We start from the raw sequence: 16,660 nt of genomic DNA, 5'->3' as shown, positions 1-16,660 counted from the left end.
TCAGCCCAGCTGGTTGCGGGCCCGAACGACCGCCGCGCGCACTTGATCCGGCGCTGTGCCACCGAGATGATCACGGGCCTGGACCGAACCTTCCAGGGTCAGCACATCAAAGACGTCAGCGCCGATATGATTGGAGAACTGCTGCAGCTCTTCGAGGGTCATATCAGACAGGTCACGTCCTTCCGCCACACCGAATGCCACGGACTTGCCCACGATCTCGTGAGCATCCCGGAAAGGCACGCCTTTCTTGACCAGGTAATCCGCCAGATCGGTAGCAGTCGAGAAACCGCGCTTGGCCGCCACTCTCATGTTATCGGCCTTGGAGCGAATGGCCGGAATCATATCGGCATAGGCCTTCAGGCAGCCTTTGATGGTATCAACCGTGTCGAACAGGGGCTCCTTGTCTTCCTGGTTGTCCTTGTTGTAGGCCAGCGGCTGGCTCTTCATCAGGGTCAGCAGGCTGATCAGGTGGCCATTGACGCGACCGGTCTTGCCCCGGACCAGTTCCGGCACATCGGGGTTCTTTTTCTGGGGCATGATCGACGAGCCGGTGCAGAACCGGTCCGGCAGATCAATGAAATCGAACTGGGCGGAGGTCCAGAGCACCAACTCCTCGCTGAACCGTGACAGGTGCGTCATCAGCAGCGCGCCAAAGCTGCAGAACTCGATGGCGAAGTCCCGGTCGCTGACCGAATCCAGGGAATTCTCGCTGGCCCGGTCAAAACCCAGTAGCCGGGCCGTCATGGCGCGATCGATGGGATACGTGGTGCCCGCCAGCGCCGCCGCACCCAGCGGCATTACATTCACCCGCTTGCGGCAATCCTGCAGGCGCTCGGCATCCCGCACCAGCATTTCGTACCAGGCCAGCAGATGGTGCCCGAAGGTGACTGGCTGAGCGGTTTGCAAATGGGTGAAGCCGGGCATGATGGTCTCCGCCTCACGTTCTGCCAGATCCAGCAAGCCGGACTGCAGGCGCTTCAATTCCTCGGCAATGACATCGATTTCGTCCCGCAGGTACAGTCGGATATCGGTGGCCACCTGATCGTTGCGACTGCGGCCAGTATGAAGCTTCTTACCGGTGATACCGATACGGTCGGTCAGGCGCGCCTCGATGTTCATGTGCACGTCTTCAAGGCTGACCGACCACTGGAAATTGCCGGCCTCGATGTCTGCCTTGACGCCTTTCAGGCCCTCAATGATCTGGTCCCGCTCCTCGGCGGTGAGCACGCCAACCTCGGCCAGCATGGTGGCATGGGCAATGGAACCGGTGATGTCATGGTGGTACAGGCGCTGGTCAAATCCCACCGATGCGGTAAATTTTTCAACAAAGGCATCGGTGGGTTCACTGAAGCGCCCGCCCCAGGGTTTTTCAGAGCTTGTGGTCTGGTCAGACTTTTTCTGATCCGTCATGGTCTATCTTTCCTGCTGACAGCCCGGCATCATCTGGCGGGAACTGGGTACATTGAACGTGGCGGGAGTATACCATTCTGACCCGGGTAAAGGAGACACCCCGTAACGGGGACAAAGGTGTGACAGAGAGCGAGTTCTTCGTTCCGGACCTGTGCCGGGTAAGGGCCGTGTTCCTGTTGCTGGTCACCAGTGAACTGCTGGTTCTGGTGCTCGCCATCGTGCAGGCGGAGCGGGGCTGGATCGACTGGAATTACTTCGGGCTGTTGTCGCTGTTCGTGCAGTGGACCACCCTCACCAGTGCCGCCCTGATCTGCCTTTTGCGCACCCGGCTTGCACGGATGTCCGTCTCCGGTGCGACAACCACCATTGTCGCCATTGTGCTGCTGGATGTGCTCGCCTTCAGCCTGTTTGCAGACAGCGTTCTGCACCCCCAGGACGGCGTGGCCGTCTGGCAGGGGGTGGCCAAGAAAATGCTGCTGGCGTTGCTGATCGTACTCATGGTGCTGCGCTATTTTTACCTGCAGCACCAGTGGCAGCAGCAGCGGGAAGCAGAAATGCAGGCGCATCTGGCATCACTTCAGGCACGCATTCAGCCGCACTTCCTGTTCAACAGCATGAACACCATTGCCAGCCTGATTGCCATCAATCCGGAACGGGCCGAGGAGGCCGTTCTGGATCTTTCGGAACTGTTTCGCGCCAGCCTTCGTACCGGCGACCAGCTGATCCCGCTATCGAGGGAACTGGCGTTGTGCCAGCGTTACCTGGCCATCGAGGCACTGCGCCTGGGCGACCGCCTGAAACTGGAATGGCAGATTGAAGAGGGCCTGGAGCAGCAGGCCATTCCCCCGCTCACACTGCAGCCATTGGTGGAAAACGCCATCTACCATGGTATCCAGCCGCGCCCGGACGGTGGCACCGTAAGGATAGAAGCCCAGGCCAAAGGCGAGTTCGTCTATCTGCTCGTACAGAATCCAAAGCCGGACCAGAATAACCAGCAACACGACGGCAACCGCATGGCGCTGGCCAACATCCAGTCACGGCTACGGGCGCTTTTCGGTGAGCCGGCGGTGCTCAAACACAGCCACCAGCACAATGTGTACACGGTCACCCTGCGACTGCCGCGACGGAAGGCCGGCGAGCAGAGAGCCCGGAAACGATAAACCCTTGATCATTGGAACCGAGAAAAGACATGACTTATACCCGCAGCGTCCTGATCGCCGATGACGAACCCCTGGCCCGGGAACGCATCCGCCGGTTGGTGGAGGCGGTTCCGGGGTATCGGGTCTGTGGCGAGGCTGCGGACGGCGACAGTTGCTTGAAAAAGGTGGCGGAACTGGAGCCCGATATACTGTTGCTGGATATCCGGATGCCAGGCATGGACGGCATGGAGGCTGCCAGCAGACTGAGCCAACTTGCCAATCCGCCTGCGCTGATCTTCTGCACGGCCTACGACCACTACGCTATCCAGGCATTCGACGTGCAGGCCATCGCCTACCTTCTCAAACCGGTTCGCAAAGAGGCACTGGCGGAGGCCCTGGCCCGGGCCGGCAGGGTCAACCGAGTGCAACTGCAGACAGTCAACGGCCAGACCGGCCAAAGCCAGGAACAGCTGGCGGTACGCACCCACCGCGGCACCGAGCTGATCGATCTGTCGGAAATCCTCTACTGCGAGGCAGATCAAAAATACGTCACTATTCACCATGCCCGGGGCGAAACCGTGTGTGACTACACGCTGAAGGAGCTGGAAAGCAGCTACCCGAGCACCCTGCTCAGGATCCACCGGAACACTCTCGTGGGGGTTCGCTTTATCCAGGCACTGAGACGGACGCCGGATGGCCACAACCTCGTCGCTCTGAGGGAAGGCAGGGGCGAGCTGCCGGTCAGTCGCCGCCATGCCAGCAATGTTCGCCAGTGGCTTCAGGAACATCAGCCGGGCTGAATCAGCAGCGCGCCGGAGGCGGGAGCTGCGGGACTTTTCTGCCGCCACAAGGTAACCTTGGCGGACATTTTTTCGAACCGACAGTGAGTGTCATGTCCAAACGTACCCTTCGCATTGCAACCCGCAGCAGCGCCCTGGCGCTGTGGCAGGCGGAATTCATCAAGGCCGAGCTGGAAAGGCTGCACGACAACATCACCGTGGAACTGGTAAAGATAAAGACCCAGGGTGACAAGATCCTGGACGTGCCTCTGGCCAAAATCGGCGGCAAGGGACTGTTCGTCAAGGAACTGGAAGAAGCCATGCTGGACGGCCGTGCAGACCTGGCCGTCCACTCCATGAAAGACGTGCCCATGGAATTCCCGGAAGGACTGGGGCTGGTGGCGATCTGCGAGCGGGAAGACCCGACCGATGCCTTCGTCAGCAACCACTATGACAACGTCGACGCCCTGCCCCACGGTGCCGTGGTCGGCACTGCGAGCCTGCGCCGGGAGGCCCAGCTTCGGGCCTATCGCCCGGACCTGGAGATTCGCGTGCTGCGCGGCAACGTCAACACCCGGCTGGCCAAGCTTGATGCCGGCGAATACGAAGCCATTGTACTGGCCAGCTCCGGGCTTAAGCGCCTGGGCTTTCACGAGCGCATCCGCTACTGCCTGCCCGACACGGTGTCGCTGCCGGCTGTCGGCCAGGGCGCCCTGGGCATTGAATGCCGGGTCGATGACCAGGATCTGCTAGCCATGCTTGAACCCCTGAAGCACAAAGACTCCTGGGATCGCGTCACCGCCGAACGGGCTCTGAACCGTCGGCTGGAGGGCGGTTGTCAGGTGCCAATCGCTGCGTACGCGCTTCTTGAGGACGACGATACAATCTGGCTGCGGGGCCTGGTAGGCGCGGTTGATGGCACCCAGATTTTCCGGGTCGAAGGCCGCGCGCCCCGGGCCGAAGGCGAACGTCTGGGCCGGGAACTGGCCGAGGATCTGCTGGCTCTCGGAGCCGACAAGGTGCTGGCTGAAATCTATGGCCACACACCAACCTGAGCCCGACCTGAACGGCCGGCGGATTCTGATCTGCCGGCCCGAACCCGAGGCTTCGCGCCTGGCCAGCCGGTTTCGTGCAGCCGGTGCCGACGTAAAGATTCTGCCACTGATTGACCGGGAACCTCTGCCGGAAACGCCGGAGAGGCGGACTCTTATCCTGAGCCTCGATGAATTTTCCCATGTGATCGCTGTCAGCCCGTTTGCCGCCCGGTTGCTGCTGGAAGAGGTGGATACTTGGTGGCCCCAGGTGCCCATGGGCATCCGCTGGTATGGCGTTGGTGCCGGCACCGCATCCGTGCTTGCGGAACACGGTCTCAGCCCGCGGCGGCCGCCCGAGGGCTGGACCAGCGAGGCACTGCTGGCATTGCCGTCACTGCAAAACCTCCAGCATGAGCGGGTTCTGCTCGCTCGCGGGGAAACCGGACGCGAACTGATCCGCGAAACCCTTGAAGCCAGGGGCGCCCGCGTAACCCTGCTGCCCCTGTACCGCCGCTTTCGCCCTGACCACACGCCGGAGCGGATCCGGGCCACCCTCGATACCTTTGCTCCGGAGGCCATCGTCGCCCTGTCGGGCGAAACCTTGAACAATCTCATCGCACTATGTGCGAATAGCGGCCATAATCTATACGATAGGTTATTGATTGTTCCCGCAGATCGGGTTGCCGAACAGGCCCGGGCAGCGGGATTCCGAAATCCGTGTATACCAGGAAGCCTTGCCGATAACGACATCGTGGCCACGGTTGCAGCGCAACTTGCCGGCCGGGACGGTGGCTCCGGAAAAGCCAAGTAAGGACGCCCGTGACAGAGACAACGAATCAACTGCCCGCAACCGTTTCCAAGGAACCGCCTGCTCGCCAGAAACTCTGGCCGGTATGGCTGGTTGCCATTCTCGCCCTCATCGTCGCAATCGCCCTGGCGCTCTGGAGCTGGCAACAGTGGAACAACCACCAGGCTATCATGCAGACAATCGAGAGCCTGAAGCAGGACACCGCCCAGCTTGAAGATCTCTATGGCGACCGCGGCAGCCAGCAAAGCCAGCGCCTGCAGTCCCTCGAAGAGAAACTGGCGAGCCAGCGAGAACTGATTGCCACCCAGCAGCGCCAGATCGACCACAATGCCCGTGAACTGCTGGAAGCCGGAAACCGCACGCGCACGGACTGGCTGCTGGCCGAGGCGGAATACCTTCTGCGCATTGCCAATCAGCGGTTGATGATCGAAAAAGACATCCGCGGAGCCATGTCGGCCCTGGAAGCGGCAGACGAAGTGCTGACTGAATCCGACGACATCGGTGTCTACCCGGTTCGCCAGCAACTGGCTCGCGAAATCCTCGCGCTCAAGGGCCTGACCGGCGTTGACCGCACCGGGCTCTACCTGACACTGGAAGCGGCCATCGACAGCATTCACCAGCTTACCGACCAGGCCCTGATCAGTGAAAACGCGCCCGGCTTTGTCGTCAGCGCTGCACAGGGAGAAAGCGCTGGAACCGGCGAAGAACCCGGCGCCATGGTACAGGCCTGGAACAAGGTGAAAGCAACACTGATGCAGGTGGTGGTTGTGCGCCGCATGGACGAGCCGGTCAAGCCCCTGCTCTCTCCCGACCAGAGCGCCTATGCCCGACTGAACCTACAGCTGATGCTGGAAGAGGCAGAGATGGCGGTATTGCGGGGCAACCAGCCGCTGTATGAGCGCGCCCTTACCAAGGCCCGAACCACCATTGACGACTGGTACAACGCAAGCAATCCCCGGGTCACCGCCCTGAGTGAAACCCTGGCTGAGCTGGCTGGCAAGAACGTGGACCCGGAACTGCCGGATATCAGTCAGTCCCTGGACCTGCTCAAGGAGCGGCTGGCCGGACGCCTCAATGCCAACAACGGTAATGGCGAGGACAACGCCGACGGTGGTAATGGAGGCGGTGATTCATGATTCGCCTGTTACTGATCGTTCTGCTGGCGCTGCTGATTGGCACCGGCCTGTCCCTCGGATTGCAATATGATCTGGGCTACATCCGGATCAGCCTTGGCCATTACCTGATCGAAACCAACTTCTGGGTGGGGCTGGGCCTGATCGTGGCCCTGATCGTGCTGACTGTCCTGACCATCAACCTTATCCGCCGACTCAGAACCAGCACCGGCCTGGTGGCGGGCTGGATTGCCCGCGGCAATGAACGCCGGGCCCGACGCCGGACCACCCAGGGTTTGCTGGCGCTGGCCGAAGGCAACTGGCCCAGGGCCCGCAAACTGCTGACATCCTCCGCCAGCCATGCCGACACGCCCCTGATCAATTATCTTGCCGCCGCCCAGGCATCGTTCGAGACCGGTGATCACGAGGCCGTGGATGATCTGCTTCGCAAGGCCTTCGACAGCACCCCCGGCTCTGACATGGCCGTCGGTATTACCCAGGCCCAGCTGCAACTGGCAGGCAACCGCCTTGAACAGGCCCTGGCCACGCTGGTTCGCCTTCGCAAACAGTCGCCCCATCACCCCTTTGTGCTGAAACTGCTCAAAAACACCTATCTGCGCCTGGAAGACTGGCGCGAACTGTCCAGGTTATTGCCTGAACTTCGCAAACGCAGCGTGCTCTCGGAAGCGGAACTCAATGATCTGGAACGCCAGGTTTGGCATAACCTGCTGGAGCGTGCCGCGGAGGATTGCCGGCGCCAGCAGAAACAGGATCCCGAGGCATCCCTGGAACCGCTGACCAGGCTCTGGGACGAATTGCCGGGCTTCCTGCGTCGCGACGAATACACCATAAGGGACTACGCCCGCCTCCTTGCCAGCCTTGGCGACGAGGTACAGACCGAAACCCTGTTGCGCAAGGTGCTGCGCAACCACTGGAGCGATGAGCTGATCAATCTGTACGGGCGGGTGAAGGGCCAGAAACCGGATGAACAGTTGTTACTGGCCGAACAATGGCTGAAAGACCGGCCCAACAACCCCGAGCTTCTGCTGGCCCTGGGCCGGCTGAGCCTTCGCAACGAACTCTGGGGCAAGGCCCGGGAATATTTCGAGACCAGCTTGCGGCTGAAGCGGGGCCGGGAGGCACTCGCGGAGCTAAGCCGCCTGAATGCCCACATGGGCGAGGAAGAGGCCAGCGTCAAACTGCTGATGCAGGGGCTCGCCAAGGATAACGGGCTGCCGGAACTGCCAATGCCGAGGGCCTGATTCAGGTCCTCGGTGCGTACTCCAGCACGTCAGAAAAGAACGCCTCTTCGGGCAGGCCCGCATCCACCAGCGCATCCATCAGGGTGTACACCATGGTGGGCGAACCGCTGGCATGGACTTCTACATTCTTCCAGTCCATACCGGATGCCAGAACCGCGCGAACCAGCTGGTCGTGATGGCCGGCCCAGTCATTATCCTCGTCATCTCCCACCACCGGCAGGAACGTGAAGCGGGGCCACTCATCCTGCCACTGCTGCGCCAGGGCGCGAAGATACATGTCCTCGTGCCGACGAACTCCCCAGTACAGTTTGACCGGTTGGTCGTAGGACGTTTCCCGGAGGTAATCCACCAGGCTCTTCATCTGGGCAAAGCCGGTGCCGGCAGCCACCAGCAACAGCGGCCTGGTCGGCACTGACGCCAGGCAGGCCTTGCCATGGGGCAGCTCCACGGTCACCTCGCCACCGGACGTCAGGGCATCAATCACCTTCTGCGCGGACACCCACTCGGGGGTCGCCTGGATATGCAGCTCGATATTCTGGTCCGATGGACTGCTGGCGATGGAAAAGTAACAGGGGTCAGCATCAGGCAGATTGACCGACAGATATTGCCCGGCATGAAACGACAGCTCCCGACGCCGCGGAAGCTGTAGCTCAACGCGATAGACATCGTGACTGATCGACCTTACGTCCACGACTTTTGCCTGAAACTTGCCAGGCTGATTGTTTCCAGCTGCCATAACGGCGGATATCTCCAGTTCCAGATCCGTGAGCGCGATGCTACGGCACATCATCAAGCGCTCACCGATCTTTATAGTCTGTTGGTTTCGGGTATTAAGCGCGGCGCCCTTCAGTAACCGGGCCTCGCAGATTTCACATACCCCGTTGCGGCAGGCTGCCGGCACAGCTATGCCAGCCCGCGCGGCTGCGCCGAGCAAGTCTGCCTGCAACGCCGCAGTGAAGACGATGCCAGAAGGCCAAAGCCGCACCGCCCGGTGTTCACTGCCCATATCAGTCGGGGCGGGATGCCGGACTTTCAATGCCCAGGGTATCCCACATCTCGTCGACGCGTTTTTTCACGTCTTCGGTCATGGCGATCGGCTCACCCCATTCCCGGGTGGTCTCACCCGGCCACTTGTTGGTGGCATCCATCCCCATTTTGGAACCCAGGCCAGAAACCGGCGAGGCGAAGTCCAGGTAATCGATGGGCGTATTCTCCACCAGCGTGGTATCCCGGGTTGGATCCATCCGGGTAGTGATCGCCCAGATCACGTCTTCCCAGTTACGGGCGTTCACGTCATCATCCGTGACAATCACAAACTTGGTGTACATGAACTGCCGAAGGAACGACCATACCCCCATCATCACCCGTTTGGCATGGCCGGGGTACTGTTTCTTCATGGTCACCACTGCCAGCCGATAAGAACAGCCCTCCGGCGGCAGATAGAAGTCCACAATTTCAGGAAACTGCTTTTGCAGAATCGGGATAAACACCTCATTCAGAGCCACCCCGAGAATCGCCGGCTCATCGGGCGGACGACCGGTGTAGGTGCTGTGATAGATCGGGGCCCTGCGATGGGTGATACGTTCTACGGTAAACACCGGAAAGTGGTCCACTTCGTTGTAATAACCGGTGTGATCGCCAAACGGCCCTTCCGGCGCCATGTCATCTGGATAGATGAACCCTTCAAGCACGATCTCGGCACTGGCCGGAACCTGGAGATCACTCAGCCCCGCCTTCACCAGCTCGGTCCGGCTGCCACGCAGTAGCCCGGCAAACGCATATTCCGACAAAGTATCAGGCACCGGCGTCACCGCCCCGAGAATGGTCGCCGGATCGGCGCCAAGCGCCACGGCAACAGGGTAAGGCTGGCCAGGGTTGGCCTTCTGGAACTCCTGAAAATCCAGGGCCCCACCGCGGTGACTCAGCCAGCGCATGATCAGACGGTTGCGCCCGATGACCTGCTGCCGGTAGATGCCCAGATTTTGGCGTTCTTTATGGGGCCCACGGGTAATCACCAGTGGCCAGGTCACCAGCGGCCCGGCATCGCCAGGCCAGCAATGCTGCACCGGAATCTGATACAGATCCACCTGATCCTTTTCGATCACGACATCCTGGCAGGGCGCAGAACGCAGCACCTTGGGACTCATGCGCATCACCTGCCGGAACAGCGGCAGTTTCTCGATGGCATCGCGGAAACCCTTGGGGGGATCCGGTTCCTTAAGGAACGCGAGGAGCTTACCGATGTCCCGAAGCGCCGTGACGTTATCCTGTCCCATGCCCAACGCCACCCGCTTCGGTGTCCCGAACAGGTTGGCCAGCACCGGCATGTCATAGCCCTTGGGGTTTTCAAACAACAACGCAGGACCACCTGCCCGCAAGGTGCGGTCGCAGATTTCGGTCATTTCGAGATGGGGATCGACTTCAACGCTGATCCGTTTCAGCTCGCCCAGCTTCTCCAACTGGTCAATGAAGTCTCGCAGGTCGTTGTATTTCATCGGTTACTCCGTTCAGATATGCCAGTACTACGGAGATCGGTGGTCGCTGGACTGCTTTAAAGCAGTTGGAACAAGCTGCGCGCACTTGGTCTGAACGGCGGAGCCGGCGAGAACCTCCCCGGACCGTGCATTGCCAGGGATGGCAATGCCGAGCCCCCAGGGATGGGTTCACGGCGTGTCCGGGGAGGTTCTCCCCGGCTCTGCCCGCCCCCAAAACCAGAGGCGCTAGTCCGAGCTAGGAAGAGATCAACGACGCTTCATGGACTGGAAGAACTCGTCGTTGGTCTTGGTGTCCCTGAGCTTGTCCAGCAGGAACTCGATGGCGGCGGTGTCGTCGTCCATGGAGTGCAGGAGCTTGCGCAGGATCCAGACCCGCTGGATGTCCGCCTCGCTCATCAGCAGATCCTCACGACGCGTGCCGGAGCTGCGGATGTTGATCGCCGGATAGGTCCGCTTCTCGGCAATCTTGCGATCCAGATGGATCTCCATGTTGCCGGTGCCCTTGAACTCCTCGTAGATAACCTCGTCCATCTTGGAACCGGTGTTGACCAGCGCCGTGGCAAGGATGGTCAGGCTTCCGCCTTCTTCCACGTTACGGGCGGCACCGAAGAAGCGCTTGGGCTTTTCCAGGGCATGGGCGTCAACACCACCGGTCAGGACCTTGCCGGAGGACGGAATCACCGTGTTGTAGGCGCGAGCCAGACGGGTGATGGAATCCAGCAGGATAACCACGTCCTTCTTGTGCTCGACCAGACGCTTGGCCTTTTCAATCACCATTTCCGCAACCTGCACGTGACGGGCCGGCGGCTCGTCAAACGTGGAGGCGATGACCTCGCCGCGCACGGTGCGCTGCATCTCGGTCACTTCCTCTGGCCGCTCGTCAATCAGCAGTACCATGACATGGCACTCTGGATTGTTGCGGGTGATGGACTGGGCAATGCTCTGCATCAGCAGTGTCTTACCGGCCTTGGGCGGAGAGACGATCAGGCCACGCTGGCCTTTGCCGATGGGCGCTACCAGGTCCAGTACTCGCGAAGAAAGATCCTCGGTGCTGCCGTTACCGGCCTCGAGCATCAGACGCTCGTCCGGGAACAGCGGCGTGAGGTTCTCGAAGAGAATCTTGTTTCGGGCGTTATCCGGCTTGTCGAAATTGATCTCGCTGACCTTCAACAAGGCAAAGTAGCGCTCGCCGTCTTTAGGCGGGCGAATCTTGCCGGCGACCGTGTCGCCCGTGCGCAGGTTGAAACGGCGGATCTGACTGGGGGAGACGTAAATGTCGTCAGGTCCTGCCAGATAGGAGGCGTCAGCGGAACGGAGGAAGCCGAAGCCGTCCTGCAGAATTTCCAGTACGCCGTCGCCGTAAATGTCTTCGCCGCTTTTTGCGTGCTTCTTCAGGATGGTGAAGATCACATCCTGTTTGCGCGAACGAGCCAGGTTATCGAGGCCCATCTCTTGCGCAATATCGAGCAATTCGGGCACGGATTTCTGCTTGAGTTCAGTAAGATTCATAGTTTGTTGGATTTTCAGGAATGGAAGTAAACGAGTATTGGAATGACAGGGGTGCCCCTGAACGTATTGATCGTAAAATAACGCTGAACTTGGTGCTGGCCAGTTGGAGCAACCGGTGTAGATGGAGTCCGGAATTAAGGTACTGAAGCCAGAGAGTGGGAACAACCGTTCGCCGGGCAAGAGCGATCATCGGCCACCTGACTGGCGAATGTCAAGTGCACTGCACAAATTAACAGCAATTTCACGCCAAACCGGCCACAACCCGCCTTTGGCGCCTCCCCCTGATGGGTTACTCCCTTCCATTGGAAGCCCGTGATGGCGATACTGGCGTATAACAACCTTTCAACGATTCTGGAGCCCATCCATGAGCAGTGTACCCAGTACCGAAATGAAACCCCTGAACGTTGCCCTGCTGACCGTCTCCGATACCCGTGGGCCTGAACAGGACACGTCCGGGCAGTTTCTGGAGGATAGCGTGGTCGAAGCCGGCCACAACCTGGTCGCCCGGCGGATCCTGCCGGACGACGTCTATCTGGTGCGGGCGCTGATGTCCAACTGGATCGCCGACCCGGAAGTGCATGTGGTTATTATTACCGGTGGTACCGGCCTGCTTGAACGGGACAGCACACCGGAGGCCGTCAGGCCTTTGCTGGACAAGACCGTCGAGGGCTTTGGTGAGGAATTCCGTCGACTGTCCGCCGCCGAGATCGGATCTTCCACCGTGCAATCACGGGCGATGGCGGGAATGGCAAACCATACGGTGATTTTCTGCCTGCCGGGTTCGACCGGTGCCTGCCGCACCGGCTGGGAAGGCATTCTCCTCAGCCAGCTGGACAGCCGTCACACACCGTGCAATTTCTCGGGGCTGGTCTTGCGCAAGCCCGAGAAGCCAATGTCGCGACTCAACGAAGTCATTGGACAGCGCGCCAAGCGCTGAGGCAGAAGACATCCCGATCGGAGTTAAGATTTGATGGCCAAGCCAAACCTCACGCCCCTGGAAGATGCCCTGGACCACCTGTTGGCGAAAGCACCGGTGGTTACGCAGATTGAAACCGTCGCCCTGGCCGACTCCCTGGGCCGTGTCCTTGCCGAGAATCACTATGTCCCGGCTGACGTGCCGCCGGCCGACAACAGTGCGGTGGACGGATACGCCCTGCGCAAGCAGGATCTGCATGGCGACGCGCCCATACCCGTCTCGGCCCGGATTCCGGCCGGTGAAGCGCCGAAGCCCCTGGAACCAGGCACTGCTGCGCGCATTTTTACCGGCTCCGAGATTCCCGAGGGTGCCGATTCGGTGGTCATGCAGGAGCGGGTTGAGGTGACGGACTCCGGCATTCTTGTAAAAGCGGAGGTAGACGAAGGGCAGAATATTCGCCGCCGGGGGCAGGATCTGACCCGGGGCGATCTTGCTCTGGCTAAAGGTACACAGGTGCGTCCTAACGAGATGGGACTGCTAGCCTCCATGGGCGTTGCCCAGGTCGCCGTCCTGGCGCGGCTGAAAGTCGCGATCCTGTCAACGGGAGATGAGCTGGTGGACCCTGGCTTGCCGCTCGGGCCGGGCCAGATTTACAACAGCAACCGCTTTAGCCTGATGGGGCTGCTCACCGAAGCCGGTTGTGAGGTCGTGCTGTGCGAGACACTCAGGGACCAGCGCGAGGCGACCCGCGAAACACTGCTGCGTGCGGCCGAGGCCGCTGACCTGGTTATTACCAGCGGTGGCGTATCCGTGGGCGAAGAGGACCACGTGCGCGCAGTGCTGGAGGAGTCCGGCGGTCTGTCGCTCTGGAAAATGGCTATCAAGCCCGGGAAACCGGTGGCTTTTGGCGCCATCGGGGGAACCCCGGTGCTGGGACTGCCCGGCAATCCGGGGTCTGTGCTGGTCACTTTCCTGATGGTGGGCATGCCCTATATCCGGAAACGCCAGGGACGCAACCTGAAAGCTCTCTCAGGCGAGCGGATACCAGCAGACTTTACCATTGAATCGCCGTCGGTACGCCGGGAGTTTGTCCGGGCGCGCAAGGAACCCCGGGAATCCGGGCCGGTGGTGGCCGCATATCCCAACCAGAGCTCCGGCATCCTAAGCTCTACCTGTTGGGCCGACGGCCTGGCCGTGGTGCCTGAAAACAGCACGGTCCGCCCCGGCGACCTGCTAACCTACTACTCGTTTGCGGAACTGTTGAGCTGACCATGAGTGATAACACGATTACGGTGCGCTTCTTCGCCCGTCTGCGCGAAGACCTGAAAACCGACCAGTTGGCTATCGACGCCAGGCCTGGCCTGACAGCGGGCGATGTAATTGCAGAGCTGGCCAGCCAGGGCGGCCCCTGGGATCAGCTGCAGGGCGACCAGCCGGTTATGATTGCGATCAACCAGGCCATGGCGAAACCGGGCTCTGAGGTGAAAGCCGGCGATGAGCTCGCCTTTTTCCCGCCGGTCACCGGAGGTTGAGATGATTTCGGTCCAGTCTGAAGATTTTGATGTGGCCGCTGAATACGCGGCGCTGCGTGACAGTGGCGCCGGCACCGGCGCCATTGCAACATTTACCGGCCTGGTGCGGGACAGCGGTGACTTGCAGGGTGTTACGGGGCTTTATCTGGAACACTACCCCGGAATGACCGAACAGGTGATCCAGGGGCTCATTGATGATGCCTCGAAGCGCTGGGATGTGCGCAAGGCCCGGGTGGTTCATCGGGTGGGCAGGCTCGCGCTGTGCGACCAGATTGTCTTCGTCGGGGTGTGCAGCGCCCACCGTGGGGACGCGTTCGCGGCCTGCGAGTTCATCATGGACGCTCTGAAGACATCCGCTCCGTTCTGGAAAAAGGAAATCACCTCAGACGGAGAGCACTGGGTGGAACAGAAAGAATCCGATCGGGCGCGCTCCGAGGACTGGAAGTAACTGGCCATAAAAAAACCGCCCGTGAACCAGTGCTCAGGGGCGGTTTCTGGTGACCTGCCTGCAATCAGAGATTGCTGTCCAGGAAGGCCGCCAGCTGAGATTTGGACAGTGCGCCGACTTTCGTGGCGTCCACGTTGCCGTTCTTGAACAGCATCAGGGTGGGGATACCGCGGATGTTGAACTTCGGCGGGGTCTGCTCGTTCTCGTCAATGTTGAGCTTGCAGACTTTCAGTTTGCCGTCGTATTCGTCGGCAATCTCTTCAAGCACCGGGGCAATCATCTTGCAGGGGCCGCACCACTCTGCCCAGTAGTCCACCAGTACGGGGACGTCGGACTGCAGTACATCCTGCTCAAAAGAAGCGTCGGTTACATTTACGATATTTCCGCTCATTACCTTTTCCTGATTCATGCACTACTGCTGCACATCGGCATGTCCCTTTCAGGGAATAACCTGCCGGGCACAGGTGCTGTTGACTGTCGCTGAAGGCTGTCCGGGTTATACAGACAACCTTTCACCCAAATCACGGTAAGACATACTTTACGCGATTGATCAGCCGGATGTGAAGCGGTATGAACCGATCCATGCCTGACCCCAGTCAAATGCGCGGTTTTCCGGTTACTGACAGGCCTGAGGGATTTCGCTTATAGTACCTCGCACGTTCATCTCAAAAGGATTCCGACCACGTGACGGCCGCATCCACCGCCGAAAACGCTGCCGCCTCATCCGAGGTACTCGCAGCCATCGACATGGGCTCGAACAGCTTCCACATGGTGGTTGCCCGACTAGTGCATGGGGAAATCCGGACCCTCGAGAAGATGGGAGAAAAGGTTCAGCTCGGAGCCGGGCTGGACCAATACAACCGGCTCACTGAAGACGCCCAGGAGCGTGCCCTGGCCTGTCTGGGACGCTTCGCCCAACGGCTCAAGGGGATGCCGCCAGAGGCGGTGCAGATTGTCGGTACCAACGCGCTTCGCGTGGCGCGCAATGCCCATCAGTTCATGGCCCGGGCCGAAGAAGTGCTGGGCTATCCGGTAGAGATTATTGCCGGCCGCGAGGAAGCACGCCTGATTTATCTGGGGGTTTCCCATACCCTGTCCGACGACATCGGGCGTCGGCTGGTTATTGATATTGGCGGTGGCAGCACCGAATTCATCATCGGCCAGCGGTTTGAACCCCAGGAGCTTGAAAGCCTGCACATGGGCTGCGTGTCGTTCCGTAACCGGTATTTCCCCGACGGCAAGATAACCAGGCGGCAGATGGACAAGGCAGTGACCCACGCCGAACAGGAGCTGCTCAACATCCGCCAACATTACCGCTCCGTGGGGTGGCAAAGTGCGGTGGGCTCATCCGGCTCGATCAAAGCCATTGCCAGCATATTGGCGACCCTGAAGATCACCGACGGCACCATTACGCTCGCCGCCATGCAGGAGCTTCGCAAGCGGCTCGTCGACATGGGTAAAACAGAAAAACTGGGCGATCTGGGCGTACGCTCGGACCGCCAGAGCATCTTCCCGGCCGGATTTGCCATCCTGATGGGGGCATTCCAGTCCCTTGGCATCAAGGAGATGGCGTTCGCCGATGGTGCTCTGCGGGAAGGTTTGCTTTACGACATTGTCGGGCGAATCCAGCACGAGGATGTCCGTGAGCGAACCATTTCCGCGCTTCAGGAGCGCTACCATGTTGACCAGGAACATGGCGCCGCCGTTGAGGAGACCGCCGTGGCGGCCTGGCAGCAGGTTGCCGGCGCCTGGGCCCTGAACACCCCGGCAGATGAAGAAGTGCTGCGCTGGGCCTGCCGTCTGCATGAGATCGGCCTGACCATTTCCCATAGCCAGTACCATAAACACGGCGCCTACCTGTTACGCTACTCGGACCTGCCCGGCTTCACCCAGCAGTTTCAGCGCGACCTGGCCACCCTGGTGCGCGGCCACCGGCGGAAATTCGCCTCGGCAATCTTCGAGGGTCTGGACCCGGAAGACATTGCCAGGCTGCGTTACCTCTGCGTTCTGGTGCGTCTGGCGGTTCTGATTCAACACCCGCGCAACATGGAATCGCCTCCGGCCTTCACCCTGACTGCACACAAAGACAAGTTGGTGCTGGAGTTTCCTTCCGGTTGGCTGGATGACAGGCCACTGACCCTGGCCGACCTGGAAAACGAGCGGGACTATCTCGCCAAACAGGACTTTGTTCTGGAACTGAACGGCGGCTGAGCGCG

16 protein-coding genes are annotated in these 16,660 nt (G+C 60.5%); 11 read left to right on the top strand and 5 right to left on the bottom strand.

Annotation, left to right across the window (positions count from 1 at the left end):
- Window positions 1-1,410: an argininosuccinate lyase gene (gene argH, locus J3362_RS15150; RefSeq protein ID WP_349520761.1), complete on the bottom strand. Its 1,410-nt coding sequence runs from the start codon at window positions 1,408-1,410 to the stop codon at window positions 1-3.
- A 119-nt stretch (window positions 1,411-1,529) separates the two neighbouring features.
- Between argH and J3362_RS15145 the strand changes: the two genes are divergently transcribed.
- The 6 genes from J3362_RS15145 to J3362_RS15120 all read left to right on the top strand — a co-directional run bounded on the left by J3362_RS15145 (window position 1,530) and on the right by J3362_RS15120 (window position 7,544).
- Window positions 1,530-2,570, top strand: a complete 1,041-nt coding sequence (locus J3362_RS15145; protein ID WP_349520760.1) for a sensor histidine kinase — start codon at window positions 1,530-1,532, stop codon at window positions 2,568-2,570.
- A 29-nt stretch (window positions 2,571-2,599) separates the two neighbouring features.
- Window positions 2,600-3,349 carry a LytR/AlgR family response regulator transcription factor gene (locus J3362_RS15140; protein ID WP_349520759.1) on the top strand — a complete coding sequence of 250 codons (750 nt, stop codon included), beginning with the start codon at window positions 2,600-2,602 and terminating at the stop codon, window positions 3,347-3,349.
- Between the two features lie 92 nt (window positions 3,350-3,441).
- Complete coding sequence (hemC, locus tag J3362_RS15135) at window positions 3,442-4,383, top strand: hydroxymethylbilane synthase (RefSeq protein WP_349520757.1); 942 nt, start codon at window positions 3,442-3,444, stop codon at window positions 4,381-4,383.
- Entirely contained in the window at window positions 4,364-5,173 is an 810-nt protein-coding gene (locus J3362_RS15130; RefSeq protein WP_349520756.1) for a uroporphyrinogen-III synthase, read from the top strand. Before hemC ends, J3362_RS15130 begins: the two co-directional genes overlap by 20 nt.
- An 8-nt stretch (window positions 5,174-5,181) precedes the next feature.
- Window positions 5,182-6,306 carry a uroporphyrinogen-III C-methyltransferase gene (locus J3362_RS15125; RefSeq protein ID WP_349520754.1) on the top strand — a complete coding sequence of 375 codons (1,125 nt, stop codon included), beginning with the start codon at window positions 5,182-5,184 and terminating at the stop codon, window positions 6,304-6,306.
- Entirely contained in the window at window positions 6,303-7,544 is a 1,242-nt protein-coding gene (locus tag J3362_RS15120) for a heme biosynthesis HemY N-terminal domain-containing protein (RefSeq protein ID WP_349520753.1), read from the top strand. The genes J3362_RS15125 and J3362_RS15120 overlap by 4 nt, the downstream gene beginning before the upstream one ends.
- Before the next feature lies 1 nt (window position 7,545).
- On the opposite strand, the gene J3362_RS15115 is transcribed toward J3362_RS15120, so the two are convergent.
- From J3362_RS15115 to rho, 3 genes are all read right to left on the bottom strand, one after another.
- Complete coding sequence (locus J3362_RS15115) at window positions 7,546-8,550, bottom strand: 2Fe-2S iron-sulfur cluster-binding protein (protein ID WP_349520752.1); 1,005 nt, start codon at window positions 8,548-8,550, stop codon at window positions 7,546-7,548.
- A gap of 1 nt (window position 8,551) precedes the next feature.
- Window positions 8,552-10,039, bottom strand: coding sequence for a 4-hydroxy-3-polyprenylbenzoate decarboxylase (gene ubiD, locus J3362_RS15110; RefSeq protein ID WP_349520751.1), 1,488 nt, complete (start codon window positions 10,037-10,039; stop codon window positions 8,552-8,554).
- 246 nt (window positions 10,040-10,285) lie between these two features.
- Window positions 10,286-11,548, bottom strand: coding sequence for a transcription termination factor Rho (rho, locus tag J3362_RS15105; protein WP_148610051.1), 1,263 nt, complete (start codon window positions 11,546-11,548; stop codon window positions 10,286-10,288).
- 364 nt (window positions 11,549-11,912) lie between these two features.
- Here rho and moaB point away from each other — a divergent pair, with 364 nt between their 5' ends.
- The 4 genes from moaB to J3362_RS15085 are packed head-to-tail and all read left to right on the top strand — an operon-like array spanning window position 11,913 to window position 14,444.
- On the top strand, window positions 11,913-12,485 hold the full coding sequence (gene moaB / locus J3362_RS15100) for a molybdenum cofactor biosynthesis protein B (protein ID WP_349520749.1): 573 nt from the start codon (window positions 11,913-11,915) through the stop codon (window positions 12,483-12,485).
- A 33-nt stretch (window positions 12,486-12,518) separates the two neighbouring features.
- Complete coding sequence (locus J3362_RS15095) at window positions 12,519-13,733, top strand: molybdopterin molybdotransferase MoeA (RefSeq protein ID WP_349520747.1); 1,215 nt, start codon at window positions 12,519-12,521, stop codon at window positions 13,731-13,733.
- A 2-nt stretch (window positions 13,734-13,735) separates the two neighbouring features.
- A complete protein-coding gene (locus J3362_RS15090) occupies window positions 13,736-13,996 on the top strand; it encodes a MoaD/ThiS family protein (RefSeq protein WP_349520746.1) in 261 nt (86 codons plus the stop codon).
- Between the two features lies 1 nt (window position 13,997).
- Window positions 13,998-14,444 (top strand): molybdenum cofactor biosynthesis protein MoaE, encoded by a 447-nt coding sequence (locus J3362_RS15085; RefSeq protein ID WP_349520744.1) that lies wholly within the window; start codon window positions 13,998-14,000, stop codon window positions 14,442-14,444.
- 64 nt (window positions 14,445-14,508) lie between these two features.
- Here the strand turns inward: J3362_RS15085 and trxA are convergent, their stop codons facing one another.
- A complete protein-coding gene (gene trxA / locus J3362_RS15080) occupies window positions 14,509-14,835 on the bottom strand; it encodes a thioredoxin TrxA (RefSeq protein ID WP_008169901.1) in 327 nt (108 codons plus the stop codon).
- Window positions 14,836-15,128: 293 nt separating this feature from the next.
- Between trxA and ppx the strand changes: the two genes are divergently transcribed.
- Entirely contained in the window at window positions 15,129-16,655 is a 1,527-nt protein-coding gene (ppx, locus tag J3362_RS15075; RefSeq protein WP_349520743.1) for an exopolyphosphatase, read from the top strand.
- Window positions 16,656-16,660 lie beyond the last annotated feature (5 nt).

The organism is Marinobacter sp. NFXS11 (genome assembly GCF_040148675.1).
In the GTDB taxonomy this organism is placed as follows: domain Bacteria; phylum Pseudomonadota; class Gammaproteobacteria; order Pseudomonadales; family Oleiphilaceae; genus Marinobacter.
Note: the sequence above shows the minus strand (reverse complement) of the source record. Positions and strands in the feature narration are given on the sequence as shown.